Origin of the sequence: Thioalkalivibrio sp. ALJ24, from assembly GCF_000377785.1 — a bacterium.
In the GTDB taxonomy this organism is placed as follows: Bacteria; Pseudomonadota; Gammaproteobacteria; order Ectothiorhodospirales; family Ectothiorhodospiraceae; genus Thioalkalivibrio.
In genome coordinates, this window is the sequence record NZ_KB898727.1 from 1 (window position 1) to 20066 (window position 20066).

General features: G+C 64.9%; 21 protein-coding genes. 1 reads left to right on the forward strand and 20 read right to left on the reverse strand.

Annotation, left to right across the window (positions count from 1 at the left end):
• The coding region (locus tag D571_RS0105895; RefSeq protein WP_018935754.1) for a hypothetical protein at window positions 1–2095 on the reverse strand (2095 nt) is incomplete at its 3' end.
• A complete protein-coding gene (locus tag D571_RS0105900; protein WP_018935755.1) occupies window positions 2092–2952 on the reverse strand; it encodes a CbbQ/NirQ/NorQ/GpvN family protein in 861 nt (286 codons plus the stop codon). The genes D571_RS0105900 and D571_RS0105895, both read right to left, overlap by 4 nt.
• 174 nt (window positions 2953–3126) lie before the next feature.
• On the opposite strand from D571_RS0105900, the gene D571_RS0105905 reads away from it, so the two are divergent.
• Window positions 3127–3444, forward strand: coding sequence for a hypothetical protein (locus tag D571_RS0105905; protein WP_018935756.1), 318 nt, complete (start codon window positions 3127–3129; stop codon window positions 3442–3444).
• Window positions 3445–3551: 107 nt separating this feature from the next.
• On the opposite strand, the gene D571_RS0105910 is transcribed toward D571_RS0105905, so the two are convergent.
• From D571_RS0105910 to D571_RS0105995, 18 genes are all read right to left on the reverse strand, one after another.
• Window positions 3552–3938 carry a hypothetical protein gene (locus tag D571_RS0105910; RefSeq protein WP_018935757.1) on the reverse strand — a complete coding sequence of 129 codons (387 nt, stop codon included), beginning with the start codon at window positions 3936–3938 and terminating at the stop codon, window positions 3552–3554.
• Window positions 3939–3967: 29 nt separating this feature from the next.
• The gene (locus tag D571_RS0105915) at window positions 3968–5005 is read right to left on the reverse strand and encodes a lipoate--protein ligase family protein (protein WP_018935758.1); all 1038 of its coding nucleotides are present in this window, start codon (window positions 5003–5005) and stop codon (window positions 3968–3970) included.
• Window positions 5006–5011: 6 nt separating this feature from the next.
• Complete coding sequence (locus D571_RS0105920; protein WP_018935759.1) at window positions 5012–5455, reverse strand: hypothetical protein; 444 nt, start codon at window positions 5453–5455, stop codon at window positions 5012–5014.
• A 128-nt stretch (window positions 5456–5583) separates the two neighbouring features.
• Complete coding sequence (locus tag D571_RS0105925; protein WP_018935760.1) at window positions 5584–6537, reverse strand: hypothetical protein; 954 nt, start codon at window positions 6535–6537, stop codon at window positions 5584–5586.
• Window positions 6538–6624: 87 nt separating this feature from the next.
• Window positions 6625–7983: an OmpP1/FadL family transporter gene (locus D571_RS0105930; RefSeq protein ID WP_026287627.1), complete on the reverse strand. Its 1359-nt coding sequence runs from the start codon at window positions 7981–7983 to the stop codon at window positions 6625–6627.
• Between the two features lie 227 nt (window positions 7984–8210).
• Window positions 8211–9386: a radical SAM protein gene (locus tag D571_RS0105935; RefSeq protein WP_018935762.1), complete on the reverse strand. Its 1176-nt coding sequence runs from the start codon at window positions 9384–9386 to the stop codon at window positions 8211–8213.
• 54 nt (window positions 9387–9440) lie between these two features.
• The gene (locus tag D571_RS0105940) at window positions 9441–10523 is read right to left on the reverse strand and encodes an NAD(P)/FAD-dependent oxidoreductase (RefSeq protein WP_018935763.1); all 1083 of its coding nucleotides are present in this window, start codon (window positions 10521–10523) and stop codon (window positions 9441–9443) included.
• A gap of 34 nt (window positions 10524–10557) precedes the next feature.
• Complete coding sequence (locus D571_RS0105945; RefSeq protein ID WP_018935764.1) at window positions 10558–11649, reverse strand: biotin/lipoate A/B protein ligase family protein; 1092 nt, start codon at window positions 11647–11649, stop codon at window positions 10558–10560.
• The gene (locus D571_RS0105950) at window positions 11642–12826 is read right to left on the reverse strand and encodes a radical SAM protein (RefSeq protein ID WP_018935765.1); all 1185 of its coding nucleotides are present in this window, start codon (window positions 12824–12826) and stop codon (window positions 11642–11644) included. Before D571_RS0105950 ends, D571_RS0105945 begins: the two co-directional genes overlap by 8 nt.
• A 105-nt stretch (window positions 12827–12931) precedes the next feature.
• A complete protein-coding gene (locus D571_RS0105955; RefSeq protein WP_077244523.1) occupies window positions 12932–13369 on the reverse strand; it encodes a glycine cleavage system protein H in 438 nt (145 codons plus the stop codon).
• Window positions 13370–13400: 31 nt separating this feature from the next.
• Window positions 13401–13808, reverse strand: a complete 408-nt coding sequence (locus tag D571_RS0105960) for a DsrE family protein (RefSeq protein WP_018935766.1) — start codon at window positions 13806–13808, stop codon at window positions 13401–13403.
• Between the two features lie 9 nt (window positions 13809–13817).
• The gene (locus tag D571_RS0105965; protein ID WP_018935767.1) at window positions 13818–14264 is read right to left on the reverse strand and encodes a glycine cleavage system protein H; all 447 of its coding nucleotides are present in this window, start codon (window positions 14262–14264) and stop codon (window positions 13818–13820) included.
• A gap of 102 nt (window positions 14265–14366) precedes the next feature.
• Complete coding sequence (locus D571_RS0105970) at window positions 14367–15278, reverse strand: CoB--CoM heterodisulfide reductase iron-sulfur subunit B family protein (RefSeq protein WP_018935768.1); 912 nt, start codon at window positions 15276–15278, stop codon at window positions 14367–14369.
• Window positions 15271–15987: a 4Fe-4S dicluster domain-containing protein gene (locus D571_RS0105975; protein ID WP_018935769.1), complete on the reverse strand. Its 717-nt coding sequence runs from the start codon at window positions 15985–15987 to the stop codon at window positions 15271–15273. The genes D571_RS0105970 and D571_RS0105975 overlap by 8 nt, the downstream gene beginning before the upstream one ends.
• 51 nt (window positions 15988–16038) lie before the next feature.
• Window positions 16039–16875: a hypothetical protein gene (locus tag D571_RS0105980; protein ID WP_038046821.1), complete on the reverse strand. Its 837-nt coding sequence runs from the start codon at window positions 16873–16875 to the stop codon at window positions 16039–16041.
• Entirely contained in the window at window positions 16850–17899 is a 1050-nt protein-coding gene (locus D571_RS0105985; protein WP_038046824.1) for a CoB--CoM heterodisulfide reductase iron-sulfur subunit A family protein, read from the reverse strand. The genes D571_RS0105980 and D571_RS0105985 overlap by 26 nt, the downstream gene beginning before the upstream one ends.
• On the reverse strand, window positions 17899–19305 hold the full coding sequence (locus D571_RS0105990; protein WP_018935772.1) for a heterodisulfide reductase-related iron-sulfur binding cluster: 1407 nt from the start codon (window positions 19303–19305) through the stop codon (window positions 17899–17901). Before D571_RS0105990 ends, D571_RS0105985 begins: the two co-directional genes overlap by 1 nt.
• Window positions 19306–19346: 41 nt before the next feature.
• Window positions 19347–20021 carry a 4Fe-4S dicluster domain-containing protein gene (locus tag D571_RS0105995; protein ID WP_018870324.1) on the reverse strand — a complete coding sequence of 225 codons (675 nt, stop codon included), beginning with the start codon at window positions 20019–20021 and terminating at the stop codon, window positions 19347–19349.
• Window positions 20022–20066: the final 45 nt, after the last annotated feature.

Genomic DNA, 20066 nt, shown 5'->3' on the forward strand with positions numbered 1-20066 from the left:
TCGCCTCGGCGAACAGCATCAGCCCCTCGCGCACGCGGTCGACGATCTTGCCCTGCCCGCCCGGATGCCGGGCCATGATGGAGGTGGACATGTCCGCCAGCATCAGCACGCCGGTGTCACGGTGCTGCACCGCGCGACGGCGGTAGATGAAGGCCTTGGGCGACAGCCCGGCCTTCTTGTCGGCGATATAGTCGATCACCGCCTCGGTATCGAGCTCGTCACCGTCCATCTGCTTGCGCAGCGGTGCCAGGCGCATCGGGCGCTGCATCTCCAGGCCCCGGGTCAGGCGCTTCAGGGTGTCGGCGTGGCGGACCAGGATCTCCGCAGCCCGGTCCGGCTCTTCATCATCCAGCACGCGTTCGTACAGGTTGACCCAGTCGGAGATGTAGCGCTGTTCGCGGTAGTCCCACTCGGGGTACAGGATGCCGTCCTTCTTGGGCGTGTAAGGCGCCGCGCGCTTGGCCACCTGGGCCGGCTGCGGGATCCCGGTTCCGATCCGCCCGCCTGTGCCGGAGGTCTCCTGCTGCGGGGTCTGGATGTCCGCGTCCGGGTCCTTCTGCGCGTCTTCCGGGGCCTGCTGCGGCTGCTCTTCCTGCTTCTCGTGCTCGAACTTGTGCTCGTCGTGCGCCTCGTGGTCGCGGAAGTCCGCCAGCTCGCCTTTGCGCTCGCGCTGGGGATAGACCGGCAGCGCCGCGTTCAGCGACAGCCCGGGCAGGTAGGCCTCGGCGCGTTCCTGGATGGTGATCTCGGGGAAGGCCTCGTCGGCGAACAGCGCCTCGGCCACCTCCCAGGCGGTCACCACGTCGGCCTCGGGCTCCAGCATGCGCGCGAGCCGCGGGTCCTCCTGCTCGCGTCCTTCCAGCAGCGCCCGGTGCGCCCGCAGGGCGAAATCGAAATAGGTGCCGGCCGGTTCGGCCGGACGCTCGTACGCCTCGGCCAACCGCACCAGGCGCTCGAGAAAGCGCGGAATCCTTGGCGCGACCCGGGCGTTCACCCGCAGGTCCTCGGCCAGGTCGAACAGGATCTGGAAGCGGAACATGCGCTCGCCGAAGGCGGCGAACAGCGGCCGCCAGGTGATGCGCGAGCGGTCGTCCAGCGGCGGGTGCTCGCTGCCCGCGCGCTCGAACAGGCGCTCCACGCGAGGCAGGGCGTAAGTGTCGTACGCCAGATGGGCGGCCGCATGCTGGGTGGCCACCAGCGCCTCCTCGCGCGAGTCCATCACCGCCGGCATGAACAGCCGCCGGCCGTCGGTCTCCAGCATCGGCCGGCCCTCGCCGGGCTTCCAGCTGGAGTCCGCCAGCGGGATGTCGGCGTCCAGCCAGGCGAGCAGCACCAGACGCAGGAAACGCCCGTGCATGCGCGGACGGAAACCGGGCAGCGCCTCCAGCAACAGCTTCAGGCTCTCGTCGCTCTCGAGGCGGAAATACGCCTCGCCACGCGAGCGCCCGGCCTTCAGCAGGTCGGCCCCGCGCCGCGCCCAGGACAGCAGACCGCCGTCGCCGACCAGGTTGCGCGCGATCGGCGCCCCCTCGAGGTAGCAGTCCAGGGTCAGGCCGCGTTCGTCGAACAGGGTCTCGGCCGGGTCGATCAGGGCCCGCAGCCCCTCGATGCCGCGACCGGCCGCGAGCTTGTCGAAATCGGTCTCGAAATAGGCCCGCGCGTCCGGCAGGCTGCGCTCGCACCAGCGCAGGCCGGTTGCGTACCACTCGCGCTCGCCGTCCTCGCCCCACGCGGCGAACACCCGGTCGGCCTGGCTCATGAAGCCTTCCAGCGCATCGGCGGAATTCACCCAGCGAGCGAATTCGGCGGCCTGCTCGCGCCACGGTTCCACCCCGCCGACGTGTTCCGCCATCCGCGCGGAATGACGCATGAAGCTCTTGCCGGCCTCGCGGTCATGGAAGAACAGGTCGCGCGCGGTCTCGATCCAGCGCCGCGCGGGACCGGCACCGAATTCGCGGATCGCCGGCAACGCCTCCTTCGCGTCGCGGTGGGCGACGAAGCTGATGTCCTCGAGGTGCTGCAGGACCTCCTCGATCTCGACGAGATCCTCGGCCTCGGTGTCCGCGCCCCCGTCGTTGCGGGCCTGCTCGCTCACGCGGCTTCGGACTCGGGGAAGTGGGCGTCGAAGATCTCTTCCAGCGCCTGGATCAGCTCGGGGTCATCGGTGATCGGCGCGATCATCGCCGCGCGGCAGGCCACGCGCGGGCTCAGGCCCGCCTGCATCAGCTCGCCGGCATAGGCGAGCGCGCGGGTGGAGGTCGCCTCCTCCAGGCCGTGGTCCTTCAGCGAACGCGCCTTGCGCCCGGCAGCGACCAGCTTCTCCACGCGGTCGGCATCCAGGCCACCGGATTCCTTGGCGACGATCTCGCGCTCGACCTCTTCCGAGGGGTAGTCGAAATGGATGCCGACGAAGCGCTGCTTGGTCGAGGGCTTCAGGTCCTTCAGCACGGTCTGATAGCCGGGGTTGTAGGAGATCACCAGCATGAAGTCCTCGTGCGCGTCGATGATCTGCGACTTCTTGTCCACCGGCAGCTGGCGACGGTGGTCGGTCAGCGGGTGGATGACCACGGTGGTGTCGGTGCGCGCCTCGACGATCTCGTCGAGATAGCAGATCGCCCCCTCCTTGACCGAGCGGGTCAGCGGCCCGTCCTGCCAGACGGTCTCCTCGCCCTCCAGCAGGAAGCGCCCGACCAGATCCGAACTGGTCAGGTCCTCATGACAGGACACGGTAACCAGCGGCTGGCCGAGGGTGTGCGCGACATGCTCCAGAAACCGGGTCTTGCCGCAGCCGGTCGGTCCCTTGAGCATCACCGGCAGGCGCTTGGCGTAGGCCGCGCGGAAGATCTCGACCTCGTCGCCCTGAGGCTTGTAGAAGGGGGCATCGCCGGCCTCGCCGGGCTTCTCGATAACGTCGCGTTCCACGCCGCGGATGCGGTTGATCAGATTCTTCATGCTGGCTCCCGTTGGCCGCCTGGTATGTCGCTGCGATGCCCCCCCGGACAGGAAGCGCCAATCCCGGGGACTTCGAGCCCGGAATCGTCATCGCGCGGGGATTGTTGTATGATTCCGGGTTTGATTATACCCAACCAGTTCACTCGGATTCAGCGCGTAAATAGAGGACCCGCAATGAAACTTGTCAAACTCGTCAAGCTGAACAACCTGCAGTACAACCCGAACCGTGACCCGGAAGTGTACCGTCGCCCGGTGAACGAGGAATTCCGCCTGCAGGCCATGCTGAACGGCTCGGGCACCGCGCAGTGCCGCTTCACCGTGGAGGGCGAAACCCTCTGCGAGAGCAGCGTGTCCCTGCCCGGAAGCTTCGACTGCAAGTTCAGCTTCGACACTGCGGGAACCCGCGTGGGTGATCTGGTCATCGAGGGCAACGGCGAGACCTACCACGAGAAGATCCGGATCGACGTCCTCGAGCACGCCTGGATCGGCTGAAGCCCCGCCATGCCCCGCCGATCCGCGGCAGCGGACCGGCAAACCGGAAAAGGCCCCGTGGCAGTCGCCCGGGGCCTTTTCTGATGGGATGCTTGCTGACGGGGCGCTCAGCCCCAGTCGTACATGCGGATGAACTTGGGGAGCTTTGCAACCATCTCGTCCCGGTCGAAGAAGCGATCCGCGCGCGCCAGGCGCATCTCGTCACGGATGTCGGCATCGCCGCCGAAGCAGAACACCGGCAGGTTGATCTGGTACTCCATCCGCAGCAGGCGGATCACGTCCAGCGGATCGAACACCTCGATCTCGTCCAGGTCCAGCAGCAGGAAGCGATAGAGCAGCACCTCGTTCCAGGCCCCCAGGGCCTCGAGGTCGGTGGTCACCTCCATGTGCCAGTCATCGGGCAGCGACGTTCTCAGGTGCTCGGTCATGTCGCCGTCCCGGCTCATCAGGATCAGGCGTTTTTCCAGCCGGCGCTGGATCGTCGGTTCGGCCATCTCGTTCCTCCCGGGGGATACGGATTGGTTCAGGTGGTGATGCCGCGATAGAGCGCATCAATGCGTGCGGACAGCGCATCGGCCAGTGCCGGCTCCAGATGCCCGGCCAGCCGCGAACGCAGATGCAGGCGTTCGGGGGACTCGCCCGCCAGTCGATCGCCCAGAACCCGGTCCACAGCCGGGTCCTCGCACCACACCCGCGCGATTCGCTGCCCTTCCACGTGCAGGCGCAGGCGGGCACGGTCAACCTGCGTCTCGAACACGTGGTTGTCACGATTGACCCGGATGCCCTCCGGCACCGACGGGCGCGCATCTCCGTCGGACAGATCCTCCAGCTCCTCGTAACCGGCCGCCAGCCAGGTCTCCAGCGTGGCCGCATCCGGGGAACGATCCTGCAGCGGCGCTTCGAAACGGCGCTCCGCCACCCGCCGCAGGGTGTCGCGCACCGCGGTGGAGTCCGGTGGGTCGCCCAGCTCCCCGGCACAGTCGGTCATCCCTGCCTCCAGTACCGGCCGCAGCCAGTCGCGATAGCCCTCGCTGGGGGCCCGCACGCAGGCGAGAAACTCTTCCACCGGAAAACGCCCGAGGAAGCTCGCGCCGAACACGCAGCCCTCGTTCAGGGTTGCCGCGCCGGTGCCCATGATCTTGCGGCCCTGTACCCAGACATCCTGCCCGCGGGTTTCCACCCCCTGCAGGCCCAGCTCGCGCAACACGTCCACGGCCATGGCCAGGCCCTGCGCGAACAGATGCCGGTGGCCGCGCTTCAGCGCGCGGCCCGAGCGGATCACGAAGAAGCAGTCCTGGTCGGCATCCACCCATACCGAGCCTCCGCCCAGCGGGCGCCGCACCACCGGGATGCCGCGTGCGGCACAGTGCTCCAGATCCAGATCGGCGTCGGGGTCCTGGCTGCCGCCCACCGAGACATGCGCCTCGCGCGAGCGCACCCACAGCACGCGCGGCGGAGCATCCGGCGCAGTGGACGCCGCCAGCCCGGTGTAAAGGGCGTGCAGCTCCGTCGCCGACCGCTCCCCGGCGTCGATCCACTCCGGAGCGGCCGGGGTCGTCATCGCGTCTCAGCCCTCCGGCTGCTGACCGGACGACCCGTTGTCACCCGCGGCCTGTTCCTGGTCCTTGTCATCGCTGCCCGGCTTGTAGAAATAGCGGAAATAGAAGTCGGAACGCGACAGGTCCTCGTACAGCTTGGCCCGCTCCTCGACCCCGGTACGCATGATATCCACCAGCGCCTCGGCCTGCTGGCCATCGATGATATGCATGCCGCCCAGCAGCTCCTGGTCGGTGTCGAGGAAATGCAGGGCCAGCTCCTCGGGCTCCTGCACGAAGACCAGGAACGCCTTGCACTCGGGGTCCTCCAGGTCCAGCGGCTGCATCACCAGCTTGCCGAGCCAGGCCTGACGCGCGACCTGGTTGAACTGATGGATGTCGAGCTTGCGGCCCTTCTTGTACTTGTTCAGTTCGTTGCGGATCTCGCCGATGTTGGCGATCTTCGTCGATTTCATGGCCTGCTTCCTGCGGGGAATGAATCGGGAGGATAAACAACCGCGCCCGGTACACGTAAGAAACCCCGGCGGACCGGGGTTCTTGAGTGAGGCCTGGGGTTTTTATCCCGATGGACCATTGGGCGGCGTCAGCCGCCGGCCGCCGCCTCCTGCAGCGCCCGCTCCAGGCGATCCGGGGCATTGCGCAGCTGGATGAAACTGTTTGACCCCAGCATGCTCAGGTCGGGGAAGTGCAGCGCCATGCGAAAACGCATGTGCAGCGCCTCGACCTCGCCGTCACGGATCAGGACCTCGTAGGGGACATACGCGGTATGCCGGCGTTCACCCACGTCCACGGTGTCCAGCGCATTGCGGTCCGTCGCATCCTCGTGGGCACCGTCCTCCTCGCGTACGGCCACCCCGACCACCGTCGTATCGGTCCCCGGGATCTCCAGCCGGTAGATCTCGCTGACGCCGCCGGCGCGAGCGCTCAGACCAGCTTCCAGCTGTTCCAGCGCCGCGGCACTGCTGCCGTGACTCCCAAGCTCGTAGGGGGCATCGAAGCGTTCCATGCCGAAGGCATAGCGGTAGCGGTCGAGATCGTCGGCGTCCTTGCCGTCCTCATGGCCGAAGGTCTCTTCGGCCCCGAGGGTGTCTTCCAGCGCTGACGCGACGCCATCCAGCGGCACCTCGACCCGGTAGGCGTGCTGGAAATACACCGGATCCGTGTAGCTGACCTGCACCTCGCCGTCCACTTCGGTGATGCCGATGCGAACCGGGGCAATATAGCCGGCGCGGTCGTGCGAGGCGGCCGCCTCCAGCAGATCGTCATTGGTGGCGACCAGCACGCGCGCCGAGTCGGTCACCTCGTATTCGCCGAGGATCTCGAAATCGGCCCCTTCCAGACGCTCGCGCGCCTCGTCGGACACGCCGGCGACATCGGCGCCGCTATCGGTCCAGGCCAGCACGAACGGGCGGTACTCGCCGGCACCGGCGGAGGAGGCCGCGGCCAGCAGGGTCACGGCCGCCACACCGGCGGCCAGCGAACGAAGGATTCCGGCAGAACCGGCCGAAGGGCGCGGTTCCTGATATGCGAATGACATGGACTTCTCCTGCATGAATCGTTGCAACGCGGTGGGTTGCGGCGGTCGCCGGCGCGGGCATCCCGCACCGACGACTCCCCGCCCGCATCAGAAGCGGTAGCTGTAACCCAGCTCCAGTTCGTACTGCTTCATCTCGATCTCGATGTCCTGCGCCTCCGGGTCAAACGCGTTCGAGCCGGACACCGAATTGCTGGGCGCATACATCGCCGCGAAGCTCAGCTCGTGCTGGTCGCCGAACGACTTGGTGAAGCCGGCGGTGTAGTGGTGCGTCACCACCCCCGGGGCGAGGATGTTCATGGTCACCTCGTCCGAATCGATCGGGTTGTCCCCGCGGTTGTAGCCCACGCGCACCTGCCAGTCGTTCGGCAGCTCGAACTGGGCCCCGATCTTGTAGACGTTGATGTCGTCCCAGCCGAAGCCGCGGCCGTCGGAGGTGCCGAAGACGGGCTGACCAAGGTCATCCTGCTCTGGCCCCGAGTTCGAAATCGCATCCACGTCGGAATAGTTGATGCGCTGGTAGTCCGCGACCAGGGTCACCGTGGGCGTCACCTCCCAGGCCACCCCCATGCCCCAGGTCGACGGGATGTCGAACGAGCCGCTTTCCGCAAACAGCTCGGAATAGTCGTCAAAGTCGGAGTTGCGGATCTTGGAGCGGTAGTTGGCCCCCAGGTGCACGCCCTCCGCGACCTCGGCCTGGATCCCGATCTGCGCGCCGTAGCCCCAGGAGTCATCCGTCCCGTTCCCGGAGAAGTTTTCTCCATCCCCGTCAGTCATGCCCATGTCCGCGAACGTCTGGATCCCCTTCGCCTCGAAACGCTGGTAGGAGATGATCGGGCTGAAACCGACGCTCACTCGGCCGTCGGCAAACCGCTGCGCATAGGTCGGGATGATCGCCAGCTGTTCGAGATTGACCCCCGCCGAGCCGTCACAGAACGGACCGGTCTGGCTTCCAATCGGCATAGACTGGCTCGGGTTCTGGGGATCCTCCATCTGGCAGAACTGTTGGTTCTCGAAACCCGGGTAGTTGGTGTTCATGCCACCGTTGCCGAGGAAGGCGATGCCCCAGGAGCGGTCTTCGTCGATCTGCTGGACGAAGCCCAGCGACGGGATGAAGAAGTTCTTGCTGTCGCTCTCGACCTCACCCGGAGCCAGGCCAAAAGTGCCCATCTCGCGCGATGGCATGCCGGACACCTCGTACGAACGTTCCGGGCGGAAGTAGGTCAGGGCCCCGTCGAAGCGGGACTCCATCCCGGCGATGCCGGCCGGATTGATTCCCGGTGCGTAGCTGTCCTGCGAGATGGCCATGCCGACCCCGCCCATGCCCTTCGCCTTGATGCCATAGCCATGGGCGAAGTAGCCATTGGTGGCCTGTGCAGTGCCGGCGGCGCCCAGGGCCAGGCCGACCGCCATCGTCATCGCGCTCCGGCGAATGTAGCGTGCTTTCATGCTGTTATCTCCTTTGGTGGTCTTCTTGTTTTTGTAAAGAACCGGGGGTGGCATGGCTCCGCCTCCGGTTCGGCCTCCCGCCCCGATGACCAGTCGAGGCGAGCGACTTTCTTTCGGCGGCCCCCCGGCCGCTCGAAACCTGAATATTCGAAATCCCTTATCGGAGTCCGGACATGCGAAAGCCCCGCAGAGCGGGGCTTTCGACAGGACTACAGGGACTGGTTTTTTTAGCGGGCCGGCGTTTCGTCCTCGGCCTCGTCGGCGTCGAAATCGAAGGTGCCGACGTCCTCACCGGCCATCTGCCGCTTGACGAACCCGACATCGGTCGAGTTGAGCGCGAACGGGAACGACAGGATATCCGTCGGACTGGAATCGCCGTAGGGACGATTGCACGCCGAGACCTCCTCGTCCGACTTGCCGGGGCAGCCGGAGGTCTGGAACGGCTTGCCGGAGGCGATCAGTTCCTCGACCTCGGACTGCGGCAGACCGAAGTCCACCACCTGGCCGTCGTCGTTGAACTTCATGTCGTCGATGCGGCCGCCGGCGTAGTCAATGATGAAGCGGCCCAGCTGCACGCGGCGCCACTGGTCGCGCGGGACCGGCCTCCAGTCCTCCATCAGCGAGCCTTCCTCGGGGAAGAAGGCGAACATGTGGTTGTGGCCGCCCAGGTCGCGGATCCGCTGGCAGACCTGCAGGATCTCTTCCTCGGTCTCGCCCATGCCGCAGATCAGGTGGGCGCCGAATTTCTCCGGACCGAAGATCTCGGCAGCCCACTCGATGGCCTGCCAGTACTTGTCCCAGGTATGCGGGCTCTCCACCGACTTGCCACGGGTGCGTTCGAAGATCTCCGGGGTCACCGCGTCCAGTGCGACGGTAAAGATGTCCGCGCCCTTGTCCCGCAGGAGCTGGAGGTCCTCGTAGCTCATGGTGGTCGGGTTGGACAGGATCGACACCGGGATGTGATTCACCTCGGCGACCCACTTCTCCAGCAGCTCGACGGTGTCGGCATCGGAGTTGGGATGGGTGATCATGGAGATGCACATGCGCTCGAACTGGCCGGCGTCGGCGTTGTTCTTCACGCGCTCGATAACCTCGTCGTATTTGGCGGTGGGCCAGTCGACGCGGATGAAGTTGCGGTCGGCGTAGTCACGCGATTCCTCCCGGTGACGCGCCAGCCCGCAGTAGGAGCAGTTTGCGCGGCAGCCTTCCGGGTAAGTGACCAGCAGGTTCAGGCAGTGGGTGCAGGAGGTGCGGTGCATGGTACCCGGTACCAGCCCGAGGGTGATGGCCGCCGCGGTGGACATCTGCACGTACTCCGGAGACCGCATGTCCGGGGTCTTGATGTGGTAGTCCGGCCGATAAAAATTGACCGGCGCGACCAAGTCCTCTGCACTTGCACTCATTGTCTTCCTCCAGCGTTGTCTCGGGGATGCGGGGCATCCGTCGACCAAGCCCGGTTACGCGGCCCGGTCACCATCGTCGAAATAATCGGAAAATGCAATCCATCCGCGGCGCTGAGTCGCGTCTTCGTTCGCGCTCGGTGTGCGCCAGTGCTCATGGAGAAACGCGCGACGGCGACAGGCGCGTTCCAGCGCGGGGCCGTACTGGCTGCGCATCTCGTCGTCGTAGTCCTGCAGGGCCTCGTCGTCGCCGCCCAGGTCATCCACGACCGCCTGCGCGGCCGCCTCGCCGGACACCACCGCGGCGGCGATCCCGGCCCCGGTGATCGGGTGGGTCAGCCCGGCGGCGTCACCCACGAACAGCACCGGCCCGTGGACCAGCTGCTCGCGCAGACCGCCCACCGGGATCGCGCCGCCCGTGCGATGCACGATCTCGGTGCCCAGCAGGCCCTGCTCCACCAGCTCGGCATGCAAGGCCTCCAGCGGGGTCTTCATGTCCCGCTCCAGGCGCTTGTCGGCACCCAGCCCCAGATTGGCCCATTCGCCCTTCGGGAACAGCCAGGCGTAGCCCCCGGGATAGTCGTCCGACAACCAGACATCGGTCGCCGTGTAGGGCCGCAGCAGCGGCACGGTGTACTGGCGGGTCTGCACCACCGGCAGCGGGTCGAGCCCCAGCGACGCGGCCACCGGCGAATGCGGCCCGTCGCCGGCCACCAGGAACCGGAAACCGATCTCCCGCTCCTCGTCCGCGTGCTTCACACGGGCGACGCGCCGCTCCGGATCCACACCAATCAGCGGGGTGGACATCGCCACCTGCGCCCCGGCCGCCTCCGCGGCGCGGATGATCGCGCGGTCGAACTCGCCGCGATCGACCATCAGGCCGGGGAAATCGGAATGCTCCACCGCGCCGGAGGGCAGGAAGCTCTGCATGGAATCGATACGCTGATGCAGCACGCCGTCCGGCTTGGCATAGGCGCCCATGGGGTTGGGGATGAACTCGGCGCATTGCACCGGTTCGCCGCGCGCGCGGTTGCGCTCCACCGCCAGAACCGACAGCCCGGATTCGGCCGCCACGCGGGCGGCGGAGGCCCCGCCGGGACCCAGCCCGACCACCAGCACGTCCACCGTGTCCGGGAGCATCAGTCGTGTACCCTTACGCGGAGGCGGCACGGCATCATTCCGCCGCCTCTTCAGCCTCGGCCTGCACCAGCGCCGCCCGGATGGCCGCGACAAAATCATCCGGTGTCAGCTGCAGCATCTCCACCTCGCGCTCGCCGAAGAACGCGCGCACGCGATCCTCCATCTCGGCGACGGGCGTATCCTTCAGGCTGGCCTCCAGATCGGCGATGGTGCGGGTCGGCTTGACGAAAACGTCGCCGGTGATCCAGAGCTGCTTGAGGTGACTGCGCTCGGGATCCACCGCCGCACCCACGCGCATCAGCCCCCCGTCGCAACGATAGACCGCCTCGTGCAGAGGGGCGTCGGTCGCGGGGCGGTTGCGCTGGTAGACCCATTCGTCGCTGTCGATCTCGGCCAGGGCCTCGCGGAACGCGGCGTCTTCTTCCGGAAGCAGGTCGGCCGGTGCCGCCTCCACCGCGAACTCGCGCGCGATCGACTCGGCGATGGTGCGCTTCACGTAATCCAGATCGGGGGTTTGGCCCAGCAGGGTCGCCATGTTGGCCACGCGATCGCGCGCCGACTCGATCGCCTTGTCGGAGAGCTTCTCTGCGGGGATGCGCAGGATGCGCAGCATGTCCTCGACGTCGAACTCGATCAGCAGCGTGCCCTGGTAGAGGATGGAGTCACCGTCAAAGGCGCCACCGGTGCCGGAGATCTTGCGCCCGTCGACCTCGATGTCGTTGCGCGGACGAAAGCGCGCATCCACGCCCAGCTTCTGCATGCCCTCGGCCGCCGCGGTGCATATGCGCTCGGCGATCCGGCCCATGTCGGCCGTTCCGAGGAACTGCTTGTCGAGATAGAGCTCCCAGCCGAGCTGGGTGGCGTCAAAGTAGATGGCACCGCCGCCGGTGATGCGGCGCTGGATCGCGATCCCCTGCTCGCGGCAGTAATCGGCATGGATCTCCTGATCCACGTTCTGATGGAAGCCCACCAGCGCACAGGGTTCGAACTGCAGGAAACGCAGGGTATGGGGCGAATGTCCCTCCTGGTGGCATTCCAGCAGGGCGCGATTGAACGCCATGTTCTCCGCCGCCGGACGCAGGCCGGTGTCCAGTATGCGCAGCCGGTTCTGATCACGATCAGGCATGACACCCACCTCCCGCGGCCACCGCCCCGCCTTCGGTCACGATGCGAATGCCGCCCAGGCCCTGCCGCGCCTTTCTTTCCTGCTCGCGCCGGCGCGCCTCCTCGGCGACGATGGTATCCAGATCCAGCTCGATCCCGCGCGAGCTGTCGGCGTCCTCGGCCATCACCTCGTCGCCTACCGCGATGGAACAGCAGGCGGGCGTGACACGGACGTTCTTGCCCAGCCGCGCGGCCAGCTCGACCACGCCCTCGGCCGGATGGGCGATGCCCGACAGCCCGGCCATCACCGCGTAGCTGTCGATCTGGCTCTTGGCCTCGCCCGGCGGCCGCGCGCAGCCCAGCAGCAGCGGCGTGTCGCCCAGGCGTTCGCGCGCGTCATGGAAGAAACGGCCCACCGCGTGGACGTCCGGGGTCTCGAACGGCCGGCTGGCCGGCGCATAAAACGGCATCACCACCACCAGCACGACCGCGTCGGGCAGATGCCGGGCCAGCATCTCCAGCGCGTTCCATTCACCCAGCAGTTTGCCGTAATGCAGGCCGACCACAATGTGCGGCACGACCTTCATGTTGGTCTTGACCAGACTCTCCAGGGTCTGCTCGAAATCGTCGACGCTGCGGCGCAGGTGGTAGACCTGCGTGATGGTGTCCTGCGCACCGATCACGTCCATCATCGCCGCGTCGATGCCGGCCTGTTCCATGGACAGCGCGATGTCGTCGTCCACCAGCGCGGTGTGCATCGCGATGCGGAACTCGGGAAACTCGTCCTTGATGCGCCGGATCGTCGAGTAATAGGGGCCGTATTCCACTTCGTTGCGATGATTGGACCCGCCGGTCAGCAGCATGCCCTGCGCGCCCGATTCGATCACCTCGTTGACCTCCCGCCACAGGTCTTCCGGGGTGCGCACCGGGATCATCGGCTCCAGGATCTTGGCCTTGCAGTGATCGCAAGCCAGCTTGCAGTCGCCCCCGGTGATCGACATCGCGGGCCAGGCGCTCTTCCCGCAGTCGGCCAGCTCGCTGGTCTGATAGGACTTGAAGGTCGGGGTGTAGAAATGGACCGAGTCGGTGACGGCCGCCGCGCCGCTGACCCGGGCCTGGAGGTCCTCGACCAGGAGGGGATCCACGGGGACATCTTCCAGGGGTTCGACCCGCCGGATCACATCATTCCAGCTCGTCATGGGCTTTCTCCGGGTGCGCGCGATTTGTTGAACGTTTTACTGCGGTATTAGTGACAAAAAAGAGGCCGCCGCTCTTCGAGAACGACGGCCCCGGACGGAACGACGTCAGCAGCCGCCGAACCCGTCCGCTTCCATCTTGGCTTCGAACGCCGCCAGGGCGTCGGAGCCGGTCTTGAGTTCGGCGCTTTCGCCGTCCCAGTCTTCCGGCTTCAGCTTGATCAGCCAGCCTTCACCGTAGGGATCTTCGTTGATCAGACCCGGGTTCGCCGCGACCTTGTCGTTGGTCTCGGTGACTTCACCGGTAACCGGGGTCTTGGCCGGGCCGACCCACTTGCCGGATTCCACGGTGGTGCAGGACTTGTCCTTCTTGACCGATTTTCCCACTTTCTTGGGGGTGTACGACACGATCGTACCGGCCAGCGAGCAGGCGTAGGAGGTCAGGCCGACCGTCGCGGTCCCGTCGCTCTCCTTGCGCACCCAGACGTTGTTTTCAACGTTGTACATCAGATCTTCCGGAATATCACAACCCCGAACAGCGCCCATAATTACCTCCTGGATAAGTAAAGCGGGAAAACTAGAAAGTTATCGTTTTGTCACTACGCAGGATCAGGTCAGCAAGCTCGCTGGCCCGATTGACTTCATCGACCTCGGCGACGAGATCGGAAGACGGGTTGATTCTATACCCCGGCAAAGCGGGCTGGCAAACGTGGAGACGGACCCCGGCGCGTTTCGCGTCCTGGATGAACTCGCTGATCGGCTTGCCCCCTTCCATGGCCCGCAGATTCTCCGCCACGCCCTGCTCCATCAGTTTCACGCCTTCCATCGTGAAAAAGATGTAGACCTCCACGTCCATCGAGGCCATCACCGCGCCGAGGTAGAAAGGCGTGGCACACCGCCCGGGCGTCGAGGGGCCCGAGGTCATCACGAACACGATGGTCTGTTCGTCGTTATCGAGATAGTAATCGTCGTCGAGATCGGCCATGGTCACCCCTCAGCGCAGCTTGCGCTGGCACTCGATATCGTCTTCACGCGCCCGGCGGCAATAGCCCTCGTGCGCCTTGTCACCGGTGACGAACTCCGCCAGTGCCGCATCCGCACCGTTGGTGGCTTCGACCCGCGCGATCCACGCGTTGTACGGGTCCGAGTTCAGCAGTACCGGGTTCTCCAGCACCTCCTCGTTGCCCTCCACGATCTTGCAGTCAATGAAGTTGGGGATCGGACCGGCCCACTTGCCGCTCTCGATCGTGGCCACCGGCTTGCCCGGCGGCCGTCGGGTCCCCGGACGCCGCACCCGCACGTGGATGATCTTGCCCGCGATGGTCTGGGACAGATCGGTCATGCCGACGGTCAGGGTGTCGTCGTCCTCCCGCCGCAGCCAGATCTGATATTCATCGTCGTAGAACAGTTCTGGATGGAACTCGCAACCGTTGCAATCCATGATTCGCCTCGTTCCCGGACGCGCCCGCGCCCGTGCCCCACAAAAAAACGGGCGCAGCGCGCCCGTTTTGTCGTATCAAGCCTGGATGCCGAAAGAAGGGGATCAGAGGACCCCCTTCTCCTTCAGCAGGCCGATCGAGTCACTCACGTTCTCGTGAATGCCCAGTTTGCGCGGCGACAGGCCCATGGCCAGGCCCAGCAGCTGGGTGAAGTACAGCACCTTCACGTCGGTCTTGATGCCGAACTCGGTCTCGGCGCGCACCTGGTGCATCTCCAGACCGGAATGGCACGTCGGGCATTCCGTCGCGATCACCTCGGCGCCGGAATCCTCCGCCGACTGCAGCAGGTTCAGCACCAGCTGGGTCGAGGTATCGGAATCCGACAGGGTGTGCGCCCCGCCACAGCACGAGGTCTTCAGCGGGAAATCCACGTTGACCCCGCCGGCGGCGCCGAGCAGATCATCCATGAAGTGCGGCTGATAGCTCGAATCGGAGCCCGGACCGTTGTCTTTCTCCGGGAAGATCTGCCGCGGCCGCGTGTACATGCAGCCATAGTAGTTCGCGATCTTCAGGCCGTTGAGGCTCTTGGTCATCTTCTGCTTGATGCCCTCCGGCCCCAGTTCCTCCATCAGCCACTCCAGCAGGTGTAGGGTCCGCACGTCGCCGGAATACACCGGGTCATCCGATTTGCGCGCGAGGTCCTGGACCGTGTTCATCGTCTCGTCCGACGTAGCGGTCTCGTACTCGGCCTTCTTCAGGTTGTGATAGCAGCCGTTGCAGGGCGCCATCACCGTGTCCATGCCCATCTGCTCGGAGGCGATGGCCATGTTCCGGGCCGACAGGTAGGTCTGCAGCATCGGATGGACGTTCTTCACCTCCATCGCCCCGCAGCAGTTGTAATCGCGCAGGTTCTCCATCTCGAGGCCCAGCGCCTTGACCAGCACGCGGGTCGAACGATCGTAGGGACCGCCGGAGCCCTCGAGGGCACACCCGGGATAGTAAGCAACCTTAGCCATGAGCGGCCTCCTTCTGTTCGCGCACGTAATTCTTCAGCACTTCCCCGGTCTTGCCCCAGGACTTGGTGCGCGGCGTATGTACGGTGTTGAAGCCCATCGCCATCAGGTGCTTGACCGGAATGTGCTTCATCATGCGAAAGACGAAGGTCTTCATCCAGTCCTGAACCAGCGGCTGACCGGTCTTCTTGAAGAAGTTCTGCATGACCTTCGAATCCTCGATCCGGCCGGTCTTGTAGATCTGGTCCGCGAATTCTTCGTCGAAGATCGTCGACGGGGCCTTCTCGGTGATGCCCTCCTCTTCCATCCAGTGCGCAAGTGCCTTCATCACGCCTTCGGGCTTCACGTCCTTCGGGCAGATGTTGGTGCACTTGTTGCAGGACACGCACTGCCAGATGATGTCCTTGTCCTTGACCAGCTCTTCCTTCATGCCCAGCCGGGTCAGGTAGATCCAGTAGCGCGGATTGAACTGCACGTTCTGCGCGTACATGGTGCAGGAGTTCGTGCAGGAGCCGCACTGCCAGCAGCGGTGCACGTTTTCACCGCCGACGAAACCCTGGATCTTCTTCTCGAAATCGTCGTCGTAATCGCGAACCGTGCGCGGGGCGATCATCGTGTTCCAGTGCCCGGACACGTCCACGCCGTCGACCACCAGCTCGTCATGCTGCTGGAGCCGCTCGTCCTCGATCAGTGCCTTCTCGTGTATTGCCATGACGTCTCTCCGAAAACCTGCCCTGCAGGCTCAATCTCGATTCAGTTGTTATCAGTGCAACGAAGCGTCTTCGCCTTTCAGACGCCCCTCGGGCGAGTCGATCCCGAGCAGCTTCACCACCAGCTCCAGCGGGTCCTCGCGGGCCCCGAACTGGGCGTCGATCAGCCCCAGGCTCATCGACAGCGACTTCGCATAGTCCGAGTACGCCTGCACCCAAACCAGATCAGTCACGAAATGGAGGTCGCGATAGAACCCCATGTCGTGCAGCGCCTCGTAGAACCACTGACGCATGCCCAGCAACGCTGCGTAGCCATCGTCGATCGGAATCTCCCGCAGGGTATCGTTCCCGCGGATGAACTCCCGCATCGCTCCGGCCGTAGTCCCGGAATCCCAGACCCACCGATTGGCCAGTGGCAGCGCTTCCGGGTCGGCGAAATGCAGGATCTCGGAGCCGAAGTCCCACAATCCGCGCCGCAGCTTGCGATCGTCTCCGGCCAGCTCGGCGAAGGTCTGCAGACGCTCGTCCGGATGGATATCCGGGCGGACCAGTCCGCGTACCCCCTCGACCACCGCACCCTGGCGTTCCGCCAGCAGCGGACCCAGCTTGCGCCGCACCGAGAACACCAGACCGCCCAGGGTCCGCACATCGGCGTCGTCGATCTCGTCGCCCTTGGCGACGACACCAGCGAACACCTCGTGCTTGGACTGCAGCGCCTCGATGAAGGTCTGCAGTCCCTGCACCCCGCCGGCTTCTGCGATGTTTTCCTGCAGCGTATTCAGCTTCGTTGCGAGGATATCCTTGTCAAAGGTGACACGAGGCGGAACCGGCGTCAGATCCGGAACCGCCTCGTCCTTGACCACCTCAGCCGGCTTTCTGAACCAGCGCATGCAGGTCTGCAACCGCGCGACCGCCGGCCGCCGCACCCTGGGCGATCGAGTCGTCGATCGTCTCGGGGCCGTAGGCCGCGCCACAGGCATAGATGCCCTTGCGCGTGGTGCCGCAGGTGTTGGTGTACTGTTCCGCCCGCTCGAGGAAGCCGTGCTTCTCGAGACCCACGCCGAACACCTGGGAGATTTCCGGGTTGTCGGCGTTGGGGTCCATACCAATCGCATGCACGACCATGTCGAACGGGATGACGATCGGACGCTTGACCAGGGTGTCCTCACCCTTCACCAGGAGACGGCCGTCACCGGAAGACGTCACTTCCGCGATACGCGCCTTGACGAACTTGGTTTTGAACTCTTCCTGGGACTTCCAGTAGAACTTGTCCTCGTACAGACCAAAGGTACGGATGTCCATGTAGTAGATGAACACGTCCGTCTCCGGGGACAGTTCCTTGATCTCCATGGCCATGTTGGCGGAGACGGTGCAGCAGATCTTGGAACACCACTCGCGCCCGATCTGACGGTCACGTGAACCCACGCACAGCAGGATGCAGACCCGTTCCGGCACGCGGCCGTCGGAGGGGCAGGCGATCTTGCCGGAGGCCACCATCTGTTCCACCTGGGTGGTGGTCAGCACGTCCTCATAGGTACCAAAGCCCCACTCCGGCTTGTTGATCGAGTCGAAGTGGGTGAAGCCGGTCGCCAGCACGACGGAGCCGGCCTGAACGGTCTCGCCGTTGGTCAGCGTGGCGGTGAAGTTCCCCGCCTCGCCATCCAGCTTCTCGACCTTGGCGCCCTTGTGGACGGTGGCGCTGGAGTCATCCTCGACGCGCTTGACCATGCGGCCAATCGCCTCGGAAGCCCACTCGCCGGAGGGGACCAGCTTGGCATAGCCCGACAGGATCGGGGCGCCGCCCAGGACGTCTTCCTTTTCGACCATCACGGCCTTGTAGCCGGCCGAGGTCACATTCGCGGCGGCGGACAGGCCCGCCGGACCTCCGCCAACAACCAGTACAGTATCTTGCATCACACCTTGCCCCCGTATGCGAGTTCAGGATTGTAGAGGTATTCGATGTTCCCGGCCTCGACCTCCTTCAGGTACTCCTGGAAGGTCTTCTTGGCTTCGGACCAGGACATGCCCATCTTCTCGACCAGATCTTCGCAGGGCGATGCGTGCCACTGCAGTTGAACGATCTTGAACGGATCCGCACCGCAGGCGAGAGCGGCGAACTGGACTTCCGCCATGATCGGGATCTGGAAGTTCTGGTTATGCGCCTTGCCGATCCACTGGTTCTTGTCCATGGTCGTGACGCAGCCGGTGTCGTTGGCCAGCATCACGTCGGCATTGGCCTCTTCGCGAGCGACGCGGATCTTGCGATCCATCGTGAACGAGCGGGTGAACTCGCGCTCGGAGATGATGTGACGGAAACCGAAGCCGCAGCAGTCATACCAGGTGGAGTAATCGATCACCTGGGCACCCAGCGCCTGGGCGGTGGAGGTGATGATGGCGGTACGGTTGCCGCCCAGTACCGACTGGTCGTAGATCGCGTCCTCGTGGACCATCTTGTAGTAATGGCAGGCCACGTGGGCGGTCGTCCGGATGTTGGAAACGTCGATGGTCTGCAGCTCCGAGGCGATCCGGTTGCGCATCACGTGGACCCACTCGGAGTAGTGGATGATCTCTTCCGGGATCACCAGCTTGCCATCAACCAGACGGCCCAGCTTGCCGAGGATCTTGGTGACCTTCTCGCGCAGCTCCGCGGACTCGACCAGGAACTTGCGGATCTCCTTGTAGTTACCAAAGGAGGTGCCGCAGTGAACCAGCGGATAGAAGTGACCCAGGTCGTGGCCGTGCTGCTTGCCGGAGACGTAGGCCTGATGGAAGTTACGCAGGAACACCGCGGCCAGTGATTCGACGTTTCCGATACCGGAACCGTGGTAGTTCCACGCGGTGCAGGAGGTCTGGTCGGTCTCGTCGAGGTAGTCCTTGCCCGGTTCGAAACCGAACTTGTTCATGAACCACAGCAGCGAGGTCGGATAGCCGGGAATGTTCCCGCACTGCCCGCAGGACTTGTGGTGCCACAGCTGCTTGGTCGGGACCTGCTTGTCCCAGCCGAACAGGGTCTGCACGGTCGCCGGCTCGTGCTGATCCGTGATCCGGTGGATGATGATCTGACCGTCCTTCTCGAGCTCGTACATGTGCTCGCGGACGTCGTCCATGCGATCGCCGAGATCGATGGTGCGGCGGTCGACGTGCTTGCGCACCCAGTCGGTCGCCTTGACGGCCTCTTCCTGCGACAGATCGGTCGCCTGGAAGAAGGATCCGTGGCCGGCAATACCCTGGCCGTCGGTGTTGTGATAGCCGGGCTTCATGGTGCCGGCGCCGGCACCTTCACCGTTCTGGTTGTGATTGCCTGGAGTCTGTTCACTCATAACGCTTCTCCTGATGTCGCGGAACCGAAAGGCGGGGACGATTACTCGTCGTCTTCCTCTTCCTGTTCCTCGAGCCAGTCTTCGTAATCCTCGCGCTTCTCGTCGATGAAGTCCTCGATCACGTCGAAGAGGTTTTCATCCATCAGCTCGAGGGACTTCAGCACGCCGGTCATTTCCCAGATGGTGTACATCTCGACCGAGGTCTTGAGCGAGACCTCCCAGGCGGTTTCCACGGTCTGCAGGGTCTTCACCGGGATGGCCTTGCGCAGCACCTGGAGATCACCTTCCACCTTCTGGATGTTCGGACCCCAGTCGGGGAAGTGATCGGGCTGGATCATGTCGGGCGAGAGCTGGTTACCCGTGGTGATCAGCTTGAGCATTACGCGACCGAACGGCCGCAGCACGTCCTTGGCCGACTGCATCTCGTGCTTGATGGCCACCTCGCGCATGATCGCAACGAGACCGCCGGGCGAGTTCTTGAACGGGCAGCGGGCGGCGCAGGTCATGCACTGGGCGCAGGCCCAGATCTTTTCCTGCATCGCGTCGTAGATCTGCTCGACGTTCTCGGTCCAGAGCAGCTGGACGATCTCGCGCGGGGAATAGTCATAGAACTGGGCGGAGGGGCACGTCGCCGTGCAGATCCCGCAGTTCAGGCAGCCATTGAGATCATGGTCGTAGCGAAAATCTCCGCGGATGTCGTCGAAGATTTGCTGCATCTCAGCATATGTCGCCATATGTCACCTCTTCGCTGTGGGCGAGCA

What these genes read in the sequence shown, in the direction of transcription:
- D571_RS0105900 (WP_018935755.1), bottom strand. Translation starts at nt 2,952, where the DNA reads ATGAAGAATCTGATCAACCGCATCCGCGGCGTGGAACGCGACGTTATC.
- D571_RS0105905 (WP_018935756.1), top strand. Translation starts at nt 3,127, where the DNA reads ATGAAACTTGTCAAACTCGTCAAGCTGAACAACCTGCAGTACAACCCG.
- D571_RS0105910 (WP_018935757.1), bottom strand. Translation starts at nt 3,938, where the DNA reads ATGGCCGAACCGACGATCCAGCGCCGGCTGGAAAAACGCCTGATCCTG.
- D571_RS0105915 (WP_018935758.1), bottom strand. Translation starts at nt 5,005, where the DNA reads ATGACGACCCCGGCCGCTCCGGAGTGGATCGACGCCGGGGAGCGGTCG.
- D571_RS0105920 (WP_018935759.1), bottom strand. Translation starts at nt 5,455, where the DNA reads ATGAAATCGACGAAGATCGCCAACATCGGCGAGATCCGCAACGAACTG.
- D571_RS0105925 (WP_018935760.1), bottom strand. Translation starts at nt 6,537, where the DNA reads ATGTCATTCGCATATCAGGAACCGCGCCCTTCGGCCGGTTCTGCCGGA.
- D571_RS0105930 (WP_026287627.1), bottom strand. Translation starts at nt 7,983, where the DNA reads ATGAAAGCACGCTACATTCGCCGGAGCGCGATGACGATGGCGGTCGGC.
- D571_RS0105935 (WP_018935762.1), bottom strand. Translation starts at nt 9,386, where the DNA reads ATGAGTGCAAGTGCAGAGGACTTGGTCGCGCCGGTCAATTTTTATCGG.
- D571_RS0105940 (WP_018935763.1), bottom strand. Translation starts at nt 10,523, where the DNA reads ATGCTCCCGGACACGGTGGACGTGCTGGTGGTCGGGCTGGGTCCCGGC.
- D571_RS0105945 (WP_018935764.1), bottom strand. Translation starts at nt 11,649, where the DNA reads ATGCCTGATCGTGATCAGAACCGGCTGCGCATACTGGACACCGGCCTG.
- D571_RS0105950 (WP_018935765.1), bottom strand. Translation starts at nt 12,826, where the DNA reads ATGACGAGCTGGAATGATGTGATCCGGCGGGTCGAACCCCTGGAAGAT.
- D571_RS0105955 (WP_077244523.1), bottom strand. Translation starts at nt 13,369, where the DNA reads ATGGGCGCTGTTCGGGGTTGTGATATTCCGGAAGATCTGATGTACAAC.
- D571_RS0105960 (WP_018935766.1), bottom strand. Translation starts at nt 13,808, where the DNA reads ATGGCCGATCTCGACGACGATTACTATCTCGATAACGACGAACAGACC.
- D571_RS0105965 (WP_018935767.1), bottom strand. Translation starts at nt 14,264, where the DNA reads ATGGATTGCAACGGTTGCGAGTTCCATCCAGAACTGTTCTACGACGAT.
- D571_RS0105970 (WP_018935768.1), bottom strand. Translation starts at nt 15,278, where the DNA reads ATGGCTAAGGTTGCTTACTATCCCGGGTGTGCCCTCGAGGGCTCCGGC.
- D571_RS0105975 (WP_018935769.1), bottom strand. Translation starts at nt 15,987, where the DNA reads ATGGCAATACACGAGAAGGCACTGATCGAGGACGAGCGGCTCCAGCAG.
- D571_RS0105980 (WP_038046821.1), bottom strand. Translation starts at nt 16,875, where the DNA reads ATGCGCTGGTTCAGAAAGCCGGCTGAGGTGGTCAAGGACGAGGCGGTT.
- D571_RS0105985 (WP_038046824.1), bottom strand. Translation starts at nt 17,899, where the DNA reads ATGCAAGATACTGTACTGGTTGTTGGCGGAGGTCCGGCGGGCCTGTCC.
- D571_RS0105990 (WP_018935772.1), bottom strand. Translation starts at nt 19,305, where the DNA reads ATGAGTGAACAGACTCCAGGCAATCACAACCAGAACGGTGAAGGTGCC.
- D571_RS0105995 (WP_018870324.1), bottom strand. Translation starts at nt 20,021, where the DNA reads ATGCAGCAAATCTTCGACGACATCCGCGGAGATTTTCGCTACGACCAT.